The sequence below is a fragment of the Bacillus cereus group sp. BfR-BA-01381 genome (assembly GCF_022663555.1).
Classification (GTDB): Bacteria; Bacillota; Bacilli; order Bacillales; family Bacillaceae_G; genus Bacillus_A; species Bacillus_A pacificus.
This window is the reverse complement of record NZ_JAKUFR010000104.1, coordinates 1-14,377: the sequence shown is the minus strand read 5'-3', so window position 1 is coordinate 14,377 and position 14,377 is coordinate 1. Positions and strand designations below refer to the sequence as shown.

The following is a 14,377-nucleotide window of genomic DNA, read 5'->3' as shown; positions in this document are numbered from 1 at the left end:
CATTACATCTGCCCTTGTTACTGGTAGAATTGCTGGAACAACAGCTGGAGAAAACGCAAAAATGAAGTATTAAAAAAAGAAACAGGGATTCCTGTTTCTTTTTTTATAGGTACATGAAATTATATCGGCGATTCTACTACTTATATCGGCGATTTTTCAAATATATCAGCGTTCCGACAAAAAACGACAAATATACGCTCCAGCTAACTTTCCATTGCTTTTTTGTTGCTTTATTTACCTTAGTACCTTTATATTTTATATTGTTGAATATTTGAAAAAGGGTAAGGGGAAAACATATGAGAAAAAAAGTCATGATGTCTTTAATGCTAATGACGTTTCTTTCTGCGGTAGAAGGAACGATTGTTAGTACAGCAATCCCTCGTATAACGAGTGATTTATCCGGCGTTGAACTTGTTAGCTGGGTTTATGCGATTTACATGCTTGCTACAGCGGTTTCAACTCCAATATATGGAAAACTTGCTGATTTATTCGGCCGTAAAAAAGTTTTACTCATTGGAGCTACAATCTTTTTAATCGGTTCTGCACTTTGCGGTGTCGTTACATCGATGGAACAATTAATCTTCTTCCGTGCGCTTCAAGGTATCGGTGCTGGTGCTGTTATGCCGATCACAATGACGATTATTGGAGACTTATATAGCGAAGCGAAAGACCGCGCAAAAGCACAAGGCTGGATGAGTGCCGTTTGGGGTGTATCTGGTGTTATCGGACCGTTAGTAGGTGGATTTTTAGTTGATTCTCTTTCTTGGCGTTATATTTTCTTCTTAAACGTTCCATTTGGAATTATTGCCTGCTTAATGATTGCCATTTACTACAAAGAATCTATTAAGCCTGCTAAACACCATATCGACTATCTTGGTGCAACAGTCTTCTCATTAAGTACGATTGCTCTACTATACGCGTTATTAACAGGTAGCAGTAAGCAAAACTGGGGAGACATAACAATTATCGGCCTATTAATCTTCGCCGTCGTTTCATTCATTATTTTCTTATTCATCGAGAAAAAGTCTCCGGAACCATTAATTCCGCTAGCACTTTTCTCTAACCGTACATTATCTACGATTAATATATTAACGCTTATTGCTGGCGCAATGATTATTAGTATTACGATGTACCTTCCAATTTGGAGCCAAGGTGTATTAGGAAAAAATGCGACAGAAGCTGGACTTATTTTAATGCCAATCCCTGTTATGTGGACATTTGGCGCTATTTTCTCTGGTAACTTAGTAGGAAAATTAAAAACGAAACAAATCATTTTACTTGGGGCTAGCATTTTATCAGTCGCTACGTTCTTATTATTTACATTATCAACAAACTCACCATCGTTCCTTATTTATGTAGCAGTCGGATTATTCGGCTTAGGAATGGGGCTTGTGACACCGATCTACATGGTAACAATTCAAGCAGCCGTACCAGCTCATACACGCGGAACAGCCGTTGGTTTAAACACATTTATTAATACATTTAGCCAAACATTAGGTGCTGCAATATTCGGTACAATCTTCAATACGATGATTCACGCACGTGGTATTAAAAACCTTGATCTTGTATCTGGCGGACATGGAGGTACTACAACAAACATAGTAACTGAATCGCAATCCGCATTAGCATCAAGTGTACACGTCATTTATATGAGCACTTTCGTATTAGCAGTATGTACATTAATTATCGCTTGGCTTTTATTAAAGCCAGCTACACAAACAAGTGAGCAATAAAAGAGGATGACCATTTCGGTCATCCTTTTTTACTCTTCATTCTCCACAATATGTTTCAACATGGACAATTTATTATCCCAAAAACGTTCATAATACGAGAGCCACTGTTGTAATTCCTCTAATGGTTCTGGATGCAAGCGGTATATCTTCTCTCTTCCGCTTTTTCTTCCGCTTACTAAATTCGCTTCTGAAAGAATATGAAGGTGCTTTACAACCGCAGTACGACTCATCGGAAAATGATCCGTTATTTTGGAAATCGGTAACTCTTTATCACTTAATAACCGTATTACTTCTCGGCGGGTTGGATCAGCAATTGCTTGAAACACATCATATTTCGCTGCTGATGAGGCCACTTAGCCTTCGACAACCTTTTTCAGTTTTTCATTTACAATTGCTACCCAGCCTCCGCTCATTCTATCGCGAATAATAGAGCTCTTCGCATTCGCTTTCGGAAGAATTTCATCAGGGTGTTTCCAGCCGCCGTGAATTAACGTAAATTCTGTTTTATTATCTCCTAGGTCTTTCAGATGAAATGAAACAACCCAGCCATCTGTATCCCATGAAAAAGATAGGTGATTTGGCTCATCGATTTCTAATACTTTACATGGTGATGGTCCAAATGGTGATTGTACATGAAATTCATGTCCTACCTCTAATACGAAATCATTTGGCATAAACCATGAGGCAATCCCTTCTGCAGTTGATACTACATTCCACACCTTTTGAATAGACGCGTTAAAAACGATCGTTTGTTTAATGTCAGTTAATGTATTTTGTTGTTCCATTTTCATTCTCCTTTATTCGGCAATCAAATATAACACCTTTTGGTTACACTTTGATAATATAACACCTTTTAGTTTCATGTCAACGCTAACTCTTTTTTACTGTTGAGAAATTCTCAACATTTTTTCAACAGGACAAACACCCTCTGAACATTCCCTCATAATATACTCACAAAGGCAACAAAAAATAAAAACTTCTCTCAACATGAAACTCCATCATTCATCTTGGAAGAAGCGCCTTACGTATATCGTGCGTATTTCGTCTCTCCTCCTTCCCTCAGGGACACTACGCGAAATATGAAAAATCAGAAGGAATATGCCCACCATTTGAGTAGGTAGTTATTTCTCTTCTCCTCAACATTTCCTTAGGAGCGAAATGACTACCGACTCACTTTTTTCAAACAAAAATAAAAAGGGGTTGAACGCTATGTTCTATTGCATTAACTGCTCTGACATTCACCATGAAAAACATCCGAATGATAAAGTATTCAAAAACGGTTTTTATATTGATCCATTTTTAGGTGATCGTTATCACCTTGGTATGTGTAAAGATGCCCAAAATCATCAGACAGGGGAGCCTCTTTTAACGACGAAGAAATTAGGCACAACCCAATCTATTATGAACGTATTACCGACACATGTTGTCCCAACATAAAACATAAAAAAGAGCTGGCTCACCCAGCTCTTTTTTATGTTTTATAAACGATCATTGCTGAAAAACAATAAATTTGGTTTTCGTCATCATTAATAGAAACACCTACTTGGTACTTAATATCTACAAAGTTACTATCATCAATTTTTTTCAAAAAAACATTTACAGCGTCTTCTAAGTCTTTTTCGTGACTTTCATCAAACACTTTCACACGAATCATGTTAACACCATCCTAGATCGCAGCCCTCCGCCGCTTGATTATTGCCACGGTGCGTATCTATGATGCGATAAAACTTTCCGTCTTCATATATATATCCGTCTTCTAACACATATTCTTTACCTTCAGTATAGACATAAAACTTACCTATCATAAATTTACTCGTATATAATTCCAAATAATCTGGCCTAAATTTAGCTACAACTTTATTTGTAATATCAATTTTTATTGTGCGCCCCACCTTCTCTCCCTCCTTTGCAAAGAACGGATTTAGGTATATTGTATTAGCGATTTTACATTTTATGCTTAAAAATAAGTGGATATGCCTCCTTTCTCCGCCTGTACTATTTTTCTAATAAAATCATCAATAAGTAAAAGCAAAAAAATATATAAAAGGAGCTTTTACTTATTGACTCAAATATAATTATTATGGTATTATATAAAATTTGACATTTTCGTTCACTTATGCTATCATTAAAGATGGTTACCACATATGGAGGTGGATGATTTGTTTCAAATTGGTGATAAAATCGTTTATCCAATGAACGGCGCAGGAGTCATCGAAGCCATTGAAGAGAAAGAAATATTAGGAACAACACGTCAATATTGTGTGATACGTATCATTAGTAAAGATATGCAAGTAATGCTTCCGATGGATCAATTACAAAAATCAGGTATTCGTTATATCGTAGATAAAGGTACGTTAAATGATATACTTCTTGAATTTCAAAACGGGGAATCAGATACATCACTTTCCTGGAAACAAAGATATACAATGAATATGGAAAAAATGAAAAACGGCAATCTGCAAGATAGTGCAGAAGTTGTTCGAGATTTACTTCGCCGCAATAAAGAGAGAGCTTTAAATGCGAGCGAAAAACAAATGCTAGATAACGCCCGAAAAATGATGATTAGTGAAGTTGCACTCGTACAAAATGTTTCTGAACATCAAGCAACAGAATATCTTCAAGACACAATTAATCACTAAATTTAAAATAGCTGGCCGCTATTTTTTTTTGTAAAAAAGGACGAAGAGCATTACCTCTTCGTCCTTTTCTATTACCCACGCCCAGCTTGAAACGATGGATATAACGTCATTCCACCATCTGCAAATAGCGTAATTCCAGTTACATAACTCGCCTCTGAAGAAGCGAGCCAAGTTGCTACCGCTGCAATTTCTTCTGGTTTTCCAATGTAGCCCATCGGTATCATACTTTCTACGTCAGCACGTTTTTTAGGATCAGCAAACTTTTCTGCATTGATCGGCGTATTAATTGCACCTGGTCCTATATTATTTACTCGAATACCTTTTGGCGCATATTCCATCGCTAACGTTTCTGTCATCAGTTTAATACCGCCCTTACTTGCTGCATAGTGTACGAATAAGGGCCACGGAATTTTCTCATGAACACTAGACATATTAATGACAGATCCTTTAATATCATGTTCTACAAAATATTTAATCGCTTCACGACTTCCTAAAAAAGCACCTGTTAAATTTGTGTTAATTACCCGATTCCAATCTTCAAGCGGCATTTCATGCGATGGTACCGCATTTTCTATCCCCGCATTATTAATCATAACGTCAAGCGTACCAAACTCTTTTACAGCAGATTGAATGAGATTCACCACATCTGATTCGACCGTTACATCACCTTTTACAGCAATCGCTTCTCCGCCTACCTTTTTTATTTCTTCTAACACATCATTCGCTTCTGATTCTCGTGAGCGATAGTTAATCACTACTTTCGCTTTCTCCCTTGCAAACCTTACTCCCATCGCTCTTCCAAGACCAGTTGCTGATCCTGTAATAACGACAACCTTTCCTTCTAAGTCACTATACATTTCCATACCTCCTTTAACTTTTCGCTATCCCTAACATAATTCCGGCCGCGATAATAAAAACGATACCGACAACAATCCCTGTTAATTGGCGTTTCGTTTTTCTTTCACCTAATATAAGAATCCCGCCAAGCGTCGAAATAATAATTCCCATTTGCGATAGCGAGAAACTTGTTGCCACTCCGACACGCGGTTGCGAAATGAATAAAAACATATTTCCAGCTGCCCAAATTAATCCTGGAATAATATTTCGTATTGCATATTTATTAAATGGATGATGTTTAAAAGTAAGCAAAATCCCTCCTAACACCATACCAACTGCTTGTGGCAACAAAGCTGACCAACCATCTACGTTAAACAGTCTAATCACTACTACGTAAACTAAATAACCGACTGTTGAAATCAATAAAATGATAATGCCCCTTTTAAAATTGCCCGCTTGCTCTGCATTCTTTTCTTCTTCACTTTGAAGAGATGTTAAAATAACACCGATAATAATACAAACGAGAGCTAATACACCAAGGACGACTGATATTGTTGTGGACCACTCATGAAATACGATGACTCCAAATAAAGTTGTCGCAACTAATTGAAGTCCTGTTGAAATCGGCATGGTCCTCGAAACGCCCATTAAATCAATACTTTTTAATTGATTCGCCTGACCGAGAGCCCAAAATAAACCTGACACAATCCCAACTCCGATAACAGTAGGAGTCAATACTGGTTTCATAAAAATATAAACAACAATTGAGAAAATAAGTGCGCCAAACGTTGTACCGAGCGTTTGACTATAAGGCCCTCCGCCCAGTTTCACGTTAAATAGCACAATACTTCCCCAAAATATAGCTGGTAAAATCGCTAAAAATATATCCATCGCTCATTACCTTTCTTTACTAAATGTCATAAGTTATCACTCTGAATCAGTAGAGTGAGCTTTTATTTTTTCTTTTTGACGTTCACAAACCTTTTCTGCAATAGCACCAGAAACATTCTTTTCCCGCTCCACTTTCTTTATCTTTACGTGATCTAAATGGTCCTCCAAAGTAAGTGTAACTTTATCATTCGGCGGATTATGCGCACCTTGGAACGTAAGAAATTGTAGCGTAATTTCAAACCTAGGAACGAACTCACCGTTTTTGCCGAGACGCTTTATATTTATAACTGAAGCACATTCATATTGATCTTCTGTCACTTGCCTAATAACTGAATAGTACCTATTCGATAATGCACTCTCTAAAAGTTGTTCTCTTGATTCTTTCGCGAAAGAATCACTTGGAGAAGAGAAAAAAGCCACACATAGCATTGTCATAACTGCACATATTTTTTTCATAGTTCCCTCCTTGTTCTATACATTAGTGTTCTCAAAACTGCCATAAAAAAACGACTTTCCCTATGTAGGAAAGTCGTTTTAATAAATCCAATATTAACCACCGCTCACTGGTGGAATAAGTGCAACAACATCACCAGATTGAATCGTATCATCTTCATTTGCATATTCTTCATTAATCGCAACCATAATTGGTGCCGATACTGGCACATTATATTCAGTTGCAACAATATCTTTTAACTCTGCAACCGTAATATTTTCTTTCTCTATTTGTAATTCACTTCTTCCTACTTCTTCTTGCAAGTTCGCAAATAACAATACTCGAATCATACTTATAGCTCCTTCCCAGGCTCTCCCGCCGGATATGGCGTTTTTTCTAATTGATCGCCGATCCAAGAATCTCCATCTTCCCAAAACTCCTTTTTCCAAATCGGAACAATTTGTTTTATGCGTTCCATAATATATTCATTTGCTTCATAAGCCGCTTTACGATGCGGCGTTGAAACAGCCACAACAACCGCGATATCAGAAATTTGCAGTGTACCGATGCGATGTGTAATCGCAACGTGTGTACCTGGCCATTTCTCCTTCACTTCTGATCCGATTTTCTCTAGCATCTTTTCTGCCATCGTTTTATAAGCGACATATTCTAAGTATAATGTACGACGCCCTTTCGTAAACTCTCTAACCGTTCCAATAAATGTTGTAACAGCACCACATTCGCGGCGAATTACTCTCTTCGCTACCTCTTCAACCAAAATTTCTGTATCAATTACTTCATAATACGTATTTGTCATTTCGCACTGCTACTAAAAATATAGACAAATGTATATTCTTAGAGTATTCCTGCTTCTACGTGCCCTGCCTCGCTAATCACTTGCTACTACAGTTTGCTGTGACACTCCACAGGCGTAAATTCCGATGTAGCCCACCGTACATATATACAACCTATTTACGTTAGTATTGTATATTTTTTTGCTTGTAAAAGGTTGATTGACGCATTCAAATCTCTATCCATTACATTTCCACAATCACATGTATATACTCGGTCAGACAGCTTTAAATCCGACTTTTTTTGACCGCAACATGAACATATTTTAGAAGATGGATAGAATCTGTCCACTTGCCGTAGTTCAATCCATATTCCCTACATTTCGTTGATAACCATGTTTTAAAAGCATAAAAACATTGTTGCGCTACAGCTTTAGATAGATGTTTGTTCTTCATCATACCTTTCACATTCAAATCTTCTACTGTAATAAACGTTGGCTTGGTTTTCACCACATCATTTACAATAGACTTTACATACGCTAATCGAATATTTGCTAGCCTAGCATGTAGTTGTTGCACCCTAAGAATATTTTTGTTTATATTCGCTCTTTTATTAGTAACAGGTTGTTCACCTCTCTTTCTTATATTTTCAAATTTGCGTGATAAAGAGCGTTGTTCACGTTTTAACCGTTTTTCTATCTTTTTTACTTGTACTGTTTTATTTATATTTTTGTGAGTTTTTCCATCGCTACGTACAGCGAAGTCTTTAATTCCCAAATCAATTCCTAGACCTACTGCATTGAGAGTTGCATTTGGTTTTACCTCTTTCACTTTACAGAGTATAGAAACATAGTATCTTCCTGCTCTTTGATATACTGTACCACTTTTTACAGTTGTATTTTTTGAAATATATCCATACTCTTTTAACCTTATCCAACCAATTGTAGGGACTTTTACTCTATGTCTTTCTACTGTCCAATCTGTTTTGTTGTTTTTCGGAAAGTAGCACTTCACATCTTGCTTCTTCTTTTTTTTTATATCGTGGAAACTTAGATAAACCTTTAAAAAACCGCTTAAAAGCTTTATCTCCATTCATAATCGCTTGCTTTACCGCTTTGCTCGACGCTTCTTTAATCCACTGGTCACACTCTTTTGTATGAATGTTGTTTAACCATTTGGAAAAGTCATAGCCACTAAGAAATTTCCCCTCCGACTCATATACCTCTTTATTTTTAGAGATATACAGGTTATATACATATCGACACACCCCAATAGTTTGACGGATTTTACTAATTTGTTCAGTTGTCGGTTTGATTTCTATTAAATATGCTCTTTTCATAAGTCTTCATCCTCCGACATTTTCTTTTTGTATTTTCTCAACCCATATATTCTACAGCTAAATACATGAATGATAGATATTAAATCCTGAACAAGTTCTTCTTGAATACCCATATATTCCTTATACTGTTCTTCTGTATAGTATCTTCTTCCTTTTGGGTTTCGGTAAGCAGTTAAAGCACCTTGATTGTCCCACCTTCGTAATGTCTTAACAGAAACATTAAGAAGCATTTCTGAAAATTCTTTCGGTTTATATTGTTTCATAAGTACTTTTTATTATATATGCCTAATTTTGTCTATGTTTTTGTTTACTGTTTCTTTCTCCTTACCGTTTGTAAAAACCAGTCTATGTACAATTCTTCTTCTGTTATATGAAATACTTTATATTCTTCTCGTAAGTTTGCAGGAGCATCATACCACGTAATAACTGCTACTATATTCTCTACTTTATGTAAAAGTTCAACGTCTTCCGCAGAACGAAGTAACACTACTTTCGGATAGCTCTCTTTTTTATAGCCCTCAATTACAATTGTATCTACTTCGAAAAACTCATATAAGCGAATAATTTCTTGCAAAGACCAGTTTTCTCTTAATGACGAAAGCGAAAGGAATCCAGCACCTTCTACACTACTAACAACAGCACCAGCCTTTCGGTGCCTTTCACTATCTTTTTGCGCTACTTCTGGAAACCCTCCGTGCCCGTGATGTTTAATGGTAGCAACTTTCATGTTTTGTTCAGCTAATGCATACACTACTTTCTCAACAAGTGTTGTTTTCCCGCTATTTTGATACCCTACTATTTGTAAGATTGAAGGGGCTTTGCCCATGGCCAATCACATCCCTCAGCGTGCTCTAACAATAATACAGACACTTTCATCCCTGCCTCAAAGCCTCTCGTTCCTCCAGGCAACACAATAAAAGCATTCGCATCTGCAAGTGAAGAGACCGCACTCGATTTATCTAAACCGACCGGCATCGCTTGTAATGCCCCGTCCACGATTGTCACCTTTGCTCTTACAAAACGAGTAAACGGATTCGGCTTTGGAAAATCCTTTTGTAAAATAGCATCTGCTCTATATACATGAGGTTCTTTCGCATACAAATATGTTTTTATAACCGGATGCACAAATAGCTCAAATCCTACGTAACAAGCTGACGGATTCCCTGATAAACCGAAAAGTAACTTTCCATCAACTTCAGCTACGGTCGTTACACTTCCTGGTCTCATCGCTATTTTATTAAAGAGTACATTCGCTTGTAATCTTTCATAAATAGCTGGCAAGTAGTCATAATCTCCTACCGACACACCGCCTGTCGTAATTAAAATATCAACTTCATCCATCGCTGATTGAACAGCTGTAAAACATGCATCCAACTCGTCGGCAAGTTGGCCATAATACCGAACTTTACCTCCGGCTTTCATAATTTGAGCAGCAATCATATAAGAGTTACTATTTCTAATTTTCCCCGGCTGTAACGACTCATGTACTTCTAACAATTCACTTCCTGTCGTCACAATACCAACAACAGGCTGTTTTACAACTTTCACAGTACTATATCCAAACGTCGCTAATAAGGCCGCAACACCTGGATTGATTGCAACACCTTTCTGAACGAGAACTTGATTTTGCTTTATATCTTCTCCTTTAAATGACACATTGTCACCACTATGAAACGGACGCTTTAACTTCATATATGTTTTTCCGTCCTTCTCAAAACCTTCCGTCAGCTCTAGCATTACGACTGCATTACAATCTGCTGGAATAGCTGCTCCTGTCATAATACGAACCGCCTGAAAAGATCCTACTGCATCTAGAAAAACAGACCCCGCTCCAATTTCTCCTATTACTTCAAACTCAATTGCATTCTCTTGATTTGCTTCTTTCGTATCTTCCGCTCGAATTGCGAAACCATCGTAAGGAGAACGATCAAAATGAGGAACGTCATGATCAGAGACAACATCCTCCCCAAGAATTCTCCCGTAACTTTCCGTAATAGAAATCTCTTCTACTTCACCAATTTTCGCGTATTCCATTACTCTCTCTACTGCCTCAGCAACTTGAATCGGAATTCGTTTTTCTACCATCGTTTCTCACCCCATATTTGCAATTTTTTTTATCTCGATTACACTTTATATATTAAATAGAAATTACTTCAAGGAGGAATTCCATGTCTTCATTCACACACTTTAATGACCAAGGACGCGCGAAAATGGTTGATATAAGCGACAAAAAAGCAACCGTTCGAACAGCAATTGCGTGCTCTAGCATTGTCGTTACAAAAGAAATTTACGATAAAATCTCTCATAATGAAATTGGGAAAGGTGACGTATTAGCAGTTGCACAAATCGCTGGTATTATGGCTGCAAAACGCACTTCTGACATTATCCCAATGTGCCATCCTTTATTATTAAAAGGTGTTGACGTTTCTTTCGATTGGAAACAATCCGATGAACAATATCGATTACTGATTGAAGTAAAAGTTAAAACAGAAGGTAGCACCGGTGTTGAGATGGAAGCTTTAACAGCTGCTTCCGCTACCGCTCTTACTGTGTACGATATGTGTAAGGCTGTTGATAAAGGTATGATTATTGGCGAAACGTACTTACTTGAAAAAACAGGTGGAAAAAGTGGAGATTATGCGAGAAAGTCTTAACCTTCTCCCTGTTGAACCTAAAGGATTTCCCTTTAGGTTCAACCTATATATCTTGCATATAAACGTTTTGCTACATTTATATCATTCGTCCCATGAATAAATGCTCTGCCATCTGTAAATAAAACAAAACGAAATTCTTCTACTAGAAAAGATACTAAATACGGAGTAGCTTTTACATCTACACTTCTTTGTAAGCGCTTTTTAATTTCTTCTAAATTAAATTCATTCCGCATACCTGGACGGATTTGTACTGTATTTCGTCCACATAACACTTCTGTTTTCGTTTGTGCTTCAAATGTTAAACTCGGATATGTACGTAATCTTCCGCAAGATAAACACGTTTCTTTTTTCTGCCTATTCACTTTAAATGCCATCTGTTGATTATTCCAGAGATCAAACGATAACATCGTTTCGCGAAGTGCCCCATAGTCTTCTACTAATATTTTCAGCGCTTCCGTTATTTGATGCGCAACTACTAATTGTACTGCCGGCTGTATAATACCAGCCGTATCACATGTTGCCCCGCTCGCCGGATGCTCCATTAAACAGCGAAAACACGGTGTTTTTCCTGGTACAATTGTATATGTTACGCCATAGCTTCCGACACAACCACCATATATCCACGGAATATTATACTTTTGTGAAATATCATTAATAAGAAGTCGCGTTTCAAAATTATCTGTCGCATCTAATATTAAATCTACACCATTCACTAGCTCTTCCATTTCTTGCACTGTTACATCCGTTACAACCGGATTTATTTCCACCTCAGAATTAATCGCTTTTAAATGCTCTGCCGCAGCTACCGCCTTCGGTTTATACTGCGTTGCGTCTTCTTCTGTATATAATTGTTGCCTTTGTAAATTGCTCCACTCTACATAATCACGATCCGCAATTGTTATTTTTCCAACACCTGCTCTAACAATCGCTTCTGCATTTGCTGCACCAAGAGCTCCCGCACCAATAATAAGCACATGCTTCTCTCTAATTTTTCTCTGCCCTTCTTCTCCAACACCAGAAAATAATATTTGCCTTGAATATCGCTCCTGCATACGATAGCCTCCTTCCTTATCCTCCTATATAAGACATTTCAATTTTCGGACGATTTTTTGCACTTTCTTCCGTCCGTTCATCTGAATACCTATCTTTTCTATTCATCCATACATCTTGTATAACGCTTACTAACTCCTCATCCGAAAGATTTCCTCTAAGAAGTTCCCTTAGGTCGAGTCCCTCTGTCGCGAATAAGCAAGTATAAAACTTTCCATCTGCTGAAATTCTCGCTCTCGTACAAGAGGAACAAAAGGACTCAGAAACAGAAGTAATAAAACCGACTTCAGTATTTGTTCCAACGTAACGATATCGCTTTGCAACTTCACCAAAATAATGCGCTTCAGCTGGCTCAAGCGGATACACGCGATGAATCATCTCAATTAGCTCTCGTTTCGTAACGACTTGATCAAAGTTCCATCCATTTGTACTACCAACATCCATAAACTCAATAAACCTAAGCGAGATTCCTTGCTCTTTAAAATACGTAGCCATTGGAAGTACTTGATGATCATTCATCCCTTTTTTTACAACCATATTTACCTTTATATCAAGCCCGGCCTCTTTTGCAGCCATAATTCCCTTTATAACAGGTTTCGTATTAATATTCCGGCCATTAATAGCCTTAAATACATCATCATCTATTGCATCCAAACTAACATTTACTCTATGTAATCCAGCTTCTTTTAATACTTTTGCTTGTTTCGTTAAATGAATTGCATTGGTCGTTAACCCTATATCTAATAGCCCGTCAATTTTTACGAGACGTGCAATAAGTTTTGTTACATCTTTACGAAGTAGTGGCTCGCCACCAGTAAGTCTAATTTTTCGTACACCGATACTAACAAATAATCTTGCCAATCGCTCAATTTCATCAAACGTCAGTAAAAACTCATCTTTCAAAAAAGCATAATCTGGCCCAAACACTTCCGCTGGCATACAATATGTACATCTAAAATTGCAACGATCAATGACAGATATACGCAAATCTTGAAGTGGGCGTCCAAAAAAATCTGTAACCATCTCCTGCATCGCCACCCTCCCTTTCTGCCAAATTTCTCTCTTTTCATTCTATTATAATATATTTTCGAACTGCGATGTTTTTGCTCTAACAAATAAAAACCTTGAAGCATAAAAAGCCCCAAGGTTTTCTTCCTATTAACTTAATCTAATAATAGTTAAAGTAGCTCCTGGCGTTGCCGTAGATAATGTAGCGATTGTAACTAATCCAAATAACTGCAGACTAATAGCAGCTCCAGCAGGCAAATTAGCAATGATTGTTGCACTAAATGAACCAGTAGCAACTGTCGGAGCGTTTATCGTTCCCGCAAGCGGACTGCCATTTACAGTTATACGAGAACTTACAAGTAATCCTGCCGTTAGATTAATTGTATAAGCTATATAATAATTCCCTGCACTTGCAACTGTAAATACAGTATTCCCACCACTAACAGTTATTCCCGGTCCAATATTTTGATTGTTTGGTAACGGAATATTCGTGCCACCTAATAAAACGGAAATAGCGGTTCCAGATGTATTATTCGCAAATGCATACGTTGCAGTTGTACTAACTCCAGTCGCCCCAGTCGCTCCAGTGGCTCCAGCTCCGGTTGGACCTGTATCTCCAGTTGGACCTTGTGAACCTGTTGCTCCGGTTGCCCCTGTAGCTCCCGTTGGACCTTGAATTCCTTGCGGGCCTTGAATTCCTTGTGGGCCTTGTGGGCCGGTCGGACCTATGTCACCTTGCGGACCTTGGATTCCCTGTGGACCTTGTGCTCCTGTGGCCCCCGTCGCTCCTTGGATTCCTTGAGGGCCTTGTGGACCTTGAATTCCTTGTGGGCCAGTTGGACCTATGTCGCCTTGTGGGCCTTGAATTCCTTGTGGACCTTGTGCTCCTGTAGCCCCCGTTACTCCTTGGATTCCTTGGGGACCTTGAATACCCTGCGGACCGGTTGGACCTATCTCTCCTTGAACACCTTGTATTCCTTGCGGTCCCTGTAAACCCGTCAC

The 14,377-nt window shown here is 38.0% G+C and carries 19 protein-coding genes and 1 pseudogene; 4 read left to right on the top strand and 16 right to left on the bottom strand.

Annotated features, from left to right (window positions below; translation table 11 throughout):
- The first annotated feature begins 296 nt into the window (after window positions 1–296).
- Window positions 297–1,733, top strand: coding sequence for an MDR family MFS transporter (locus MR079_RS24545; RefSeq protein WP_242269729.1), 1,437 nt, complete (start codon window positions 297–299; stop codon window positions 1,731–1,733).
- Between the two features lie 29 nt (window positions 1,734–1,762).
- Here MR079_RS24545 and MR079_RS24540 read toward each other — a convergent pair whose 3' ends face one another.
- Together MR079_RS24540 and MR079_RS24535 are read right to left on the bottom strand one after the other, a co-directional pair.
- Window positions 1,763–2,086 (bottom strand): ArsR/SmtB family transcription factor, encoded by a 324-nt coding sequence (locus MR079_RS24540; RefSeq protein ID WP_087954060.1) that lies wholly within the window; start codon window positions 2,084–2,086, stop codon window positions 1,763–1,765.
- Window positions 2,087–2,518 carry an SRPBCC family protein gene (locus MR079_RS24535; RefSeq protein WP_000437775.1) on the bottom strand — a complete coding sequence of 144 codons (432 nt, stop codon included), beginning with the start codon at window positions 2,516–2,518 and terminating at the stop codon, window positions 2,087–2,089.
- 424 nt (window positions 2,519–2,942) lie between these two features.
- Between MR079_RS24535 and MR079_RS24530 the strand changes: the two genes are divergently transcribed.
- Window positions 2,943–3,170, top strand: coding sequence for a DUF3973 domain-containing protein (locus tag MR079_RS24530; protein WP_048551376.1), 228 nt, complete (start codon window positions 2,943–2,945; stop codon window positions 3,168–3,170).
- Between the two features lie 34 nt (window positions 3,171–3,204).
- Here MR079_RS24530 and MR079_RS24525 read toward each other — a convergent pair whose 3' ends face one another.
- Window positions 3,205–3,387, bottom strand: coding sequence for a sporulation protein Cse60 (locus MR079_RS24525; RefSeq protein ID WP_000621752.1), 183 nt, complete (start codon window positions 3,385–3,387; stop codon window positions 3,205–3,207).
- A gap of 1 nt (window position 3,388) precedes the next feature.
- Entirely contained in the window at window positions 3,389–3,625 is a 237-nt protein-coding gene (locus MR079_RS24520; RefSeq protein ID WP_000533799.1) for a DUF2553 family protein, read from the bottom strand.
- A 252-nt stretch (window positions 3,626–3,877) separates the two neighbouring features.
- Between MR079_RS24520 and MR079_RS24515 the strand changes: the two genes are divergently transcribed.
- Window positions 3,878–4,372, top strand: coding sequence for a CarD family transcriptional regulator (locus MR079_RS24515; protein ID WP_080776417.1), 495 nt, complete (start codon window positions 3,878–3,880; stop codon window positions 4,370–4,372).
- 71 nt (window positions 4,373–4,443) lie between these two features.
- Here MR079_RS24515 and MR079_RS24510 read toward each other — a convergent pair whose 3' ends face one another.
- The 9 genes and pseudogenes from MR079_RS24510 to moeA form a co-directional block, all read right to left on the bottom strand.
- Complete coding sequence (locus MR079_RS24510) at window positions 4,444–5,229, bottom strand: glucose 1-dehydrogenase (protein WP_138320943.1); 786 nt, start codon at window positions 5,227–5,229, stop codon at window positions 4,444–4,446.
- 13 nt (window positions 5,230–5,242) lie between these two features.
- The gene (glcU, locus tag MR079_RS24505; protein WP_000350851.1) at window positions 5,243–6,100 is read right to left on the bottom strand and encodes a glucose uptake protein GlcU; all 858 of its coding nucleotides are present in this window, start codon (window positions 6,098–6,100) and stop codon (window positions 5,243–5,245) included.
- A gap of 36 nt (window positions 6,101–6,136) precedes the next feature.
- Complete coding sequence (locus MR079_RS24500; RefSeq protein WP_242294807.1) at window positions 6,137–6,556, bottom strand: DUF3888 domain-containing protein; 420 nt, start codon at window positions 6,554–6,556, stop codon at window positions 6,137–6,139.
- Between the two features lie 93 nt (window positions 6,557–6,649).
- The gene (gene moaD, locus MR079_RS24495) at window positions 6,650–6,883 is read right to left on the bottom strand and encodes a molybdopterin converting factor subunit 1 (RefSeq protein WP_242294806.1); all 234 of its coding nucleotides are present in this window, start codon (window positions 6,881–6,883) and stop codon (window positions 6,650–6,652) included.
- A 2-nt stretch (window positions 6,884–6,885) separates the two neighbouring features.
- Entirely contained in the window at window positions 6,886–7,350 is a 465-nt protein-coding gene (gene moaE, locus MR079_RS24490; protein ID WP_000185927.1) for a molybdopterin synthase catalytic subunit MoaE, read from the bottom strand.
- A gap of 155 nt (window positions 7,351–7,505) precedes the next feature.
- Window positions 7,506–8,663: pseudogene (locus tag MR079_RS24485) on the bottom strand (RNA-guided endonuclease InsQ/TnpB family protein).
- Window positions 8,660–8,926 (bottom strand): MerR family transcriptional regulator, encoded by a 267-nt coding sequence (locus tag MR079_RS24480; protein WP_000816197.1) that lies wholly within the window; start codon window positions 8,924–8,926, stop codon window positions 8,660–8,662. The pseudogene MR079_RS24485 and the gene MR079_RS24480 overlap by 4 nt, the downstream one beginning before the upstream one ends.
- A 44-nt stretch (window positions 8,927–8,970) precedes the next feature.
- The gene (gene mobB / locus MR079_RS24475; protein WP_242294805.1) at window positions 8,971–9,489 is read right to left on the bottom strand and encodes a molybdopterin-guanine dinucleotide biosynthesis protein B; all 519 of its coding nucleotides are present in this window, start codon (window positions 9,487–9,489) and stop codon (window positions 8,971–8,973) included.
- Complete coding sequence (gene moeA, locus MR079_RS24470; protein ID WP_016718704.1) at window positions 9,459–10,748, bottom strand: molybdopterin molybdotransferase MoeA; 1,290 nt, start codon at window positions 10,746–10,748, stop codon at window positions 9,459–9,461. The genes mobB and moeA overlap by 31 nt, the downstream gene beginning before the upstream one ends.
- 83 nt (window positions 10,749–10,831) lie before the next feature.
- Here moeA and moaC point away from each other — a divergent pair, with 83 nt between their 5' ends.
- Complete coding sequence (gene moaC, locus MR079_RS24465) at window positions 10,832–11,317, top strand: cyclic pyranopterin monophosphate synthase MoaC (protein WP_000094140.1); 486 nt, start codon at window positions 10,832–10,834, stop codon at window positions 11,315–11,317.
- Between the two features lie 38 nt (window positions 11,318–11,355).
- Here the strand turns inward: moaC and MR079_RS24460 are convergent, their stop codons facing one another.
- From MR079_RS24460 to MR079_RS24450, 3 genes are all read right to left on the bottom strand, one after another.
- Window positions 11,356–12,369 (bottom strand): molybdopterin-synthase adenylyltransferase MoeB, encoded by a 1,014-nt coding sequence (locus MR079_RS24460; protein ID WP_001158095.1) that lies wholly within the window; start codon window positions 12,367–12,369, stop codon window positions 11,356–11,358.
- A 16-nt stretch (window positions 12,370–12,385) separates the two neighbouring features.
- The gene (moaA, locus tag MR079_RS24455; RefSeq protein ID WP_139866398.1) at window positions 12,386–13,399 is read right to left on the bottom strand and encodes a GTP 3',8-cyclase MoaA; all 1,014 of its coding nucleotides are present in this window, start codon (window positions 13,397–13,399) and stop codon (window positions 12,386–12,388) included.
- Window positions 13,400–13,525: 126 nt separating this feature from the next.
- Window positions 13,526–14,377: BclA C-terminal domain-containing protein (locus MR079_RS24450; protein ID WP_472927146.1), on the bottom strand; the 852-nt coding region annotated here is incomplete at its 5' end.

Bases quoted from the DNA above. Each gene is read 5' to 3' on its own strand.
- MR079_RS24500 (WP_242294807.1), bottom strand. From the start codon at position 6,556: ATGAAAAAAATATGTGCAGTTATGACAATGCTATGTGTGGCTTTTTTC.
- moeA (WP_016718704.1), bottom strand. From the start codon at position 10,748: ATGGTAGAAAAACGAATTCCGATTCAAGTTGCTGAGGCAGTAGAGAGA.
- glcU (WP_000350851.1), bottom strand. From the start codon at position 6,100: ATGGATATATTTTTAGCGATTTTACCAGCTATATTTTGGGGAAGTATT.
- moaE (WP_000185927.1), bottom strand. From the start codon at position 7,350: ATGACAAATACGTATTATGAAGTAATTGATACAGAAATTTTGGTTGAA.
- MR079_RS24510 (WP_138320943.1), bottom strand. From the start codon at position 5,229: ATGTATAGTGACTTAGAAGGAAAGGTTGTCGTTATTACAGGATCAGCA.
- moaD (WP_242294806.1), bottom strand. From the start codon at position 6,883: ATGATTCGAGTATTGTTATTTGCGAACTTGCAAGAAGAAGTAGGAAGA.
- MR079_RS24535 (WP_000437775.1), bottom strand. From the start codon at position 2,518: ATGGAACAACAAAATACATTAACTGACATTAAACAAACGATCGTTTTT.
- MR079_RS24530 (WP_048551376.1), top strand. From the start codon at position 2,943: ATGTTCTATTGCATTAACTGCTCTGACATTCACCATGAAAAACATCCG.
- moaC (WP_000094140.1), top strand. From the start codon at position 10,832: ATGTCTTCATTCACACACTTTAATGACCAAGGACGCGCGAAAATGGTT.
- MR079_RS24525 (WP_000621752.1), bottom strand. From the start codon at position 3,387: ATGATTCGTGTGAAAGTGTTTGATGAAAGTCACGAAAAAGACTTAGAA.
- mobB (WP_242294805.1), bottom strand. From the start codon at position 9,489: ATGGGCAAAGCCCCTTCAATCTTACAAATAGTAGGGTATCAAAATAGC.
- MR079_RS24545 (WP_242269729.1), top strand. From the start codon at position 297: ATGAGAAAAAAAGTCATGATGTCTTTAATGCTAATGACGTTTCTTTCT.
- MR079_RS24460 (WP_001158095.1), bottom strand. From the start codon at position 12,369: ATGCAGGAGCGATATTCAAGGCAAATATTATTTTCTGGTGTTGGAGAA.
- MR079_RS24515 (WP_080776417.1), top strand. From the start codon at position 3,878: ATGGAGGTGGATGATTTGTTTCAAATTGGTGATAAAATCGTTTATCCA.
- MR079_RS24480 (WP_000816197.1), bottom strand. From the start codon at position 8,926: ATGAAACAATATAAACCGAAAGAATTTTCAGAAATGCTTCTTAATGTT.
- moaA (WP_139866398.1), bottom strand. From the start codon at position 13,399: ATGCAGGAGATGGTTACAGATTTTTTTGGACGCCCACTTCAAGATTTG.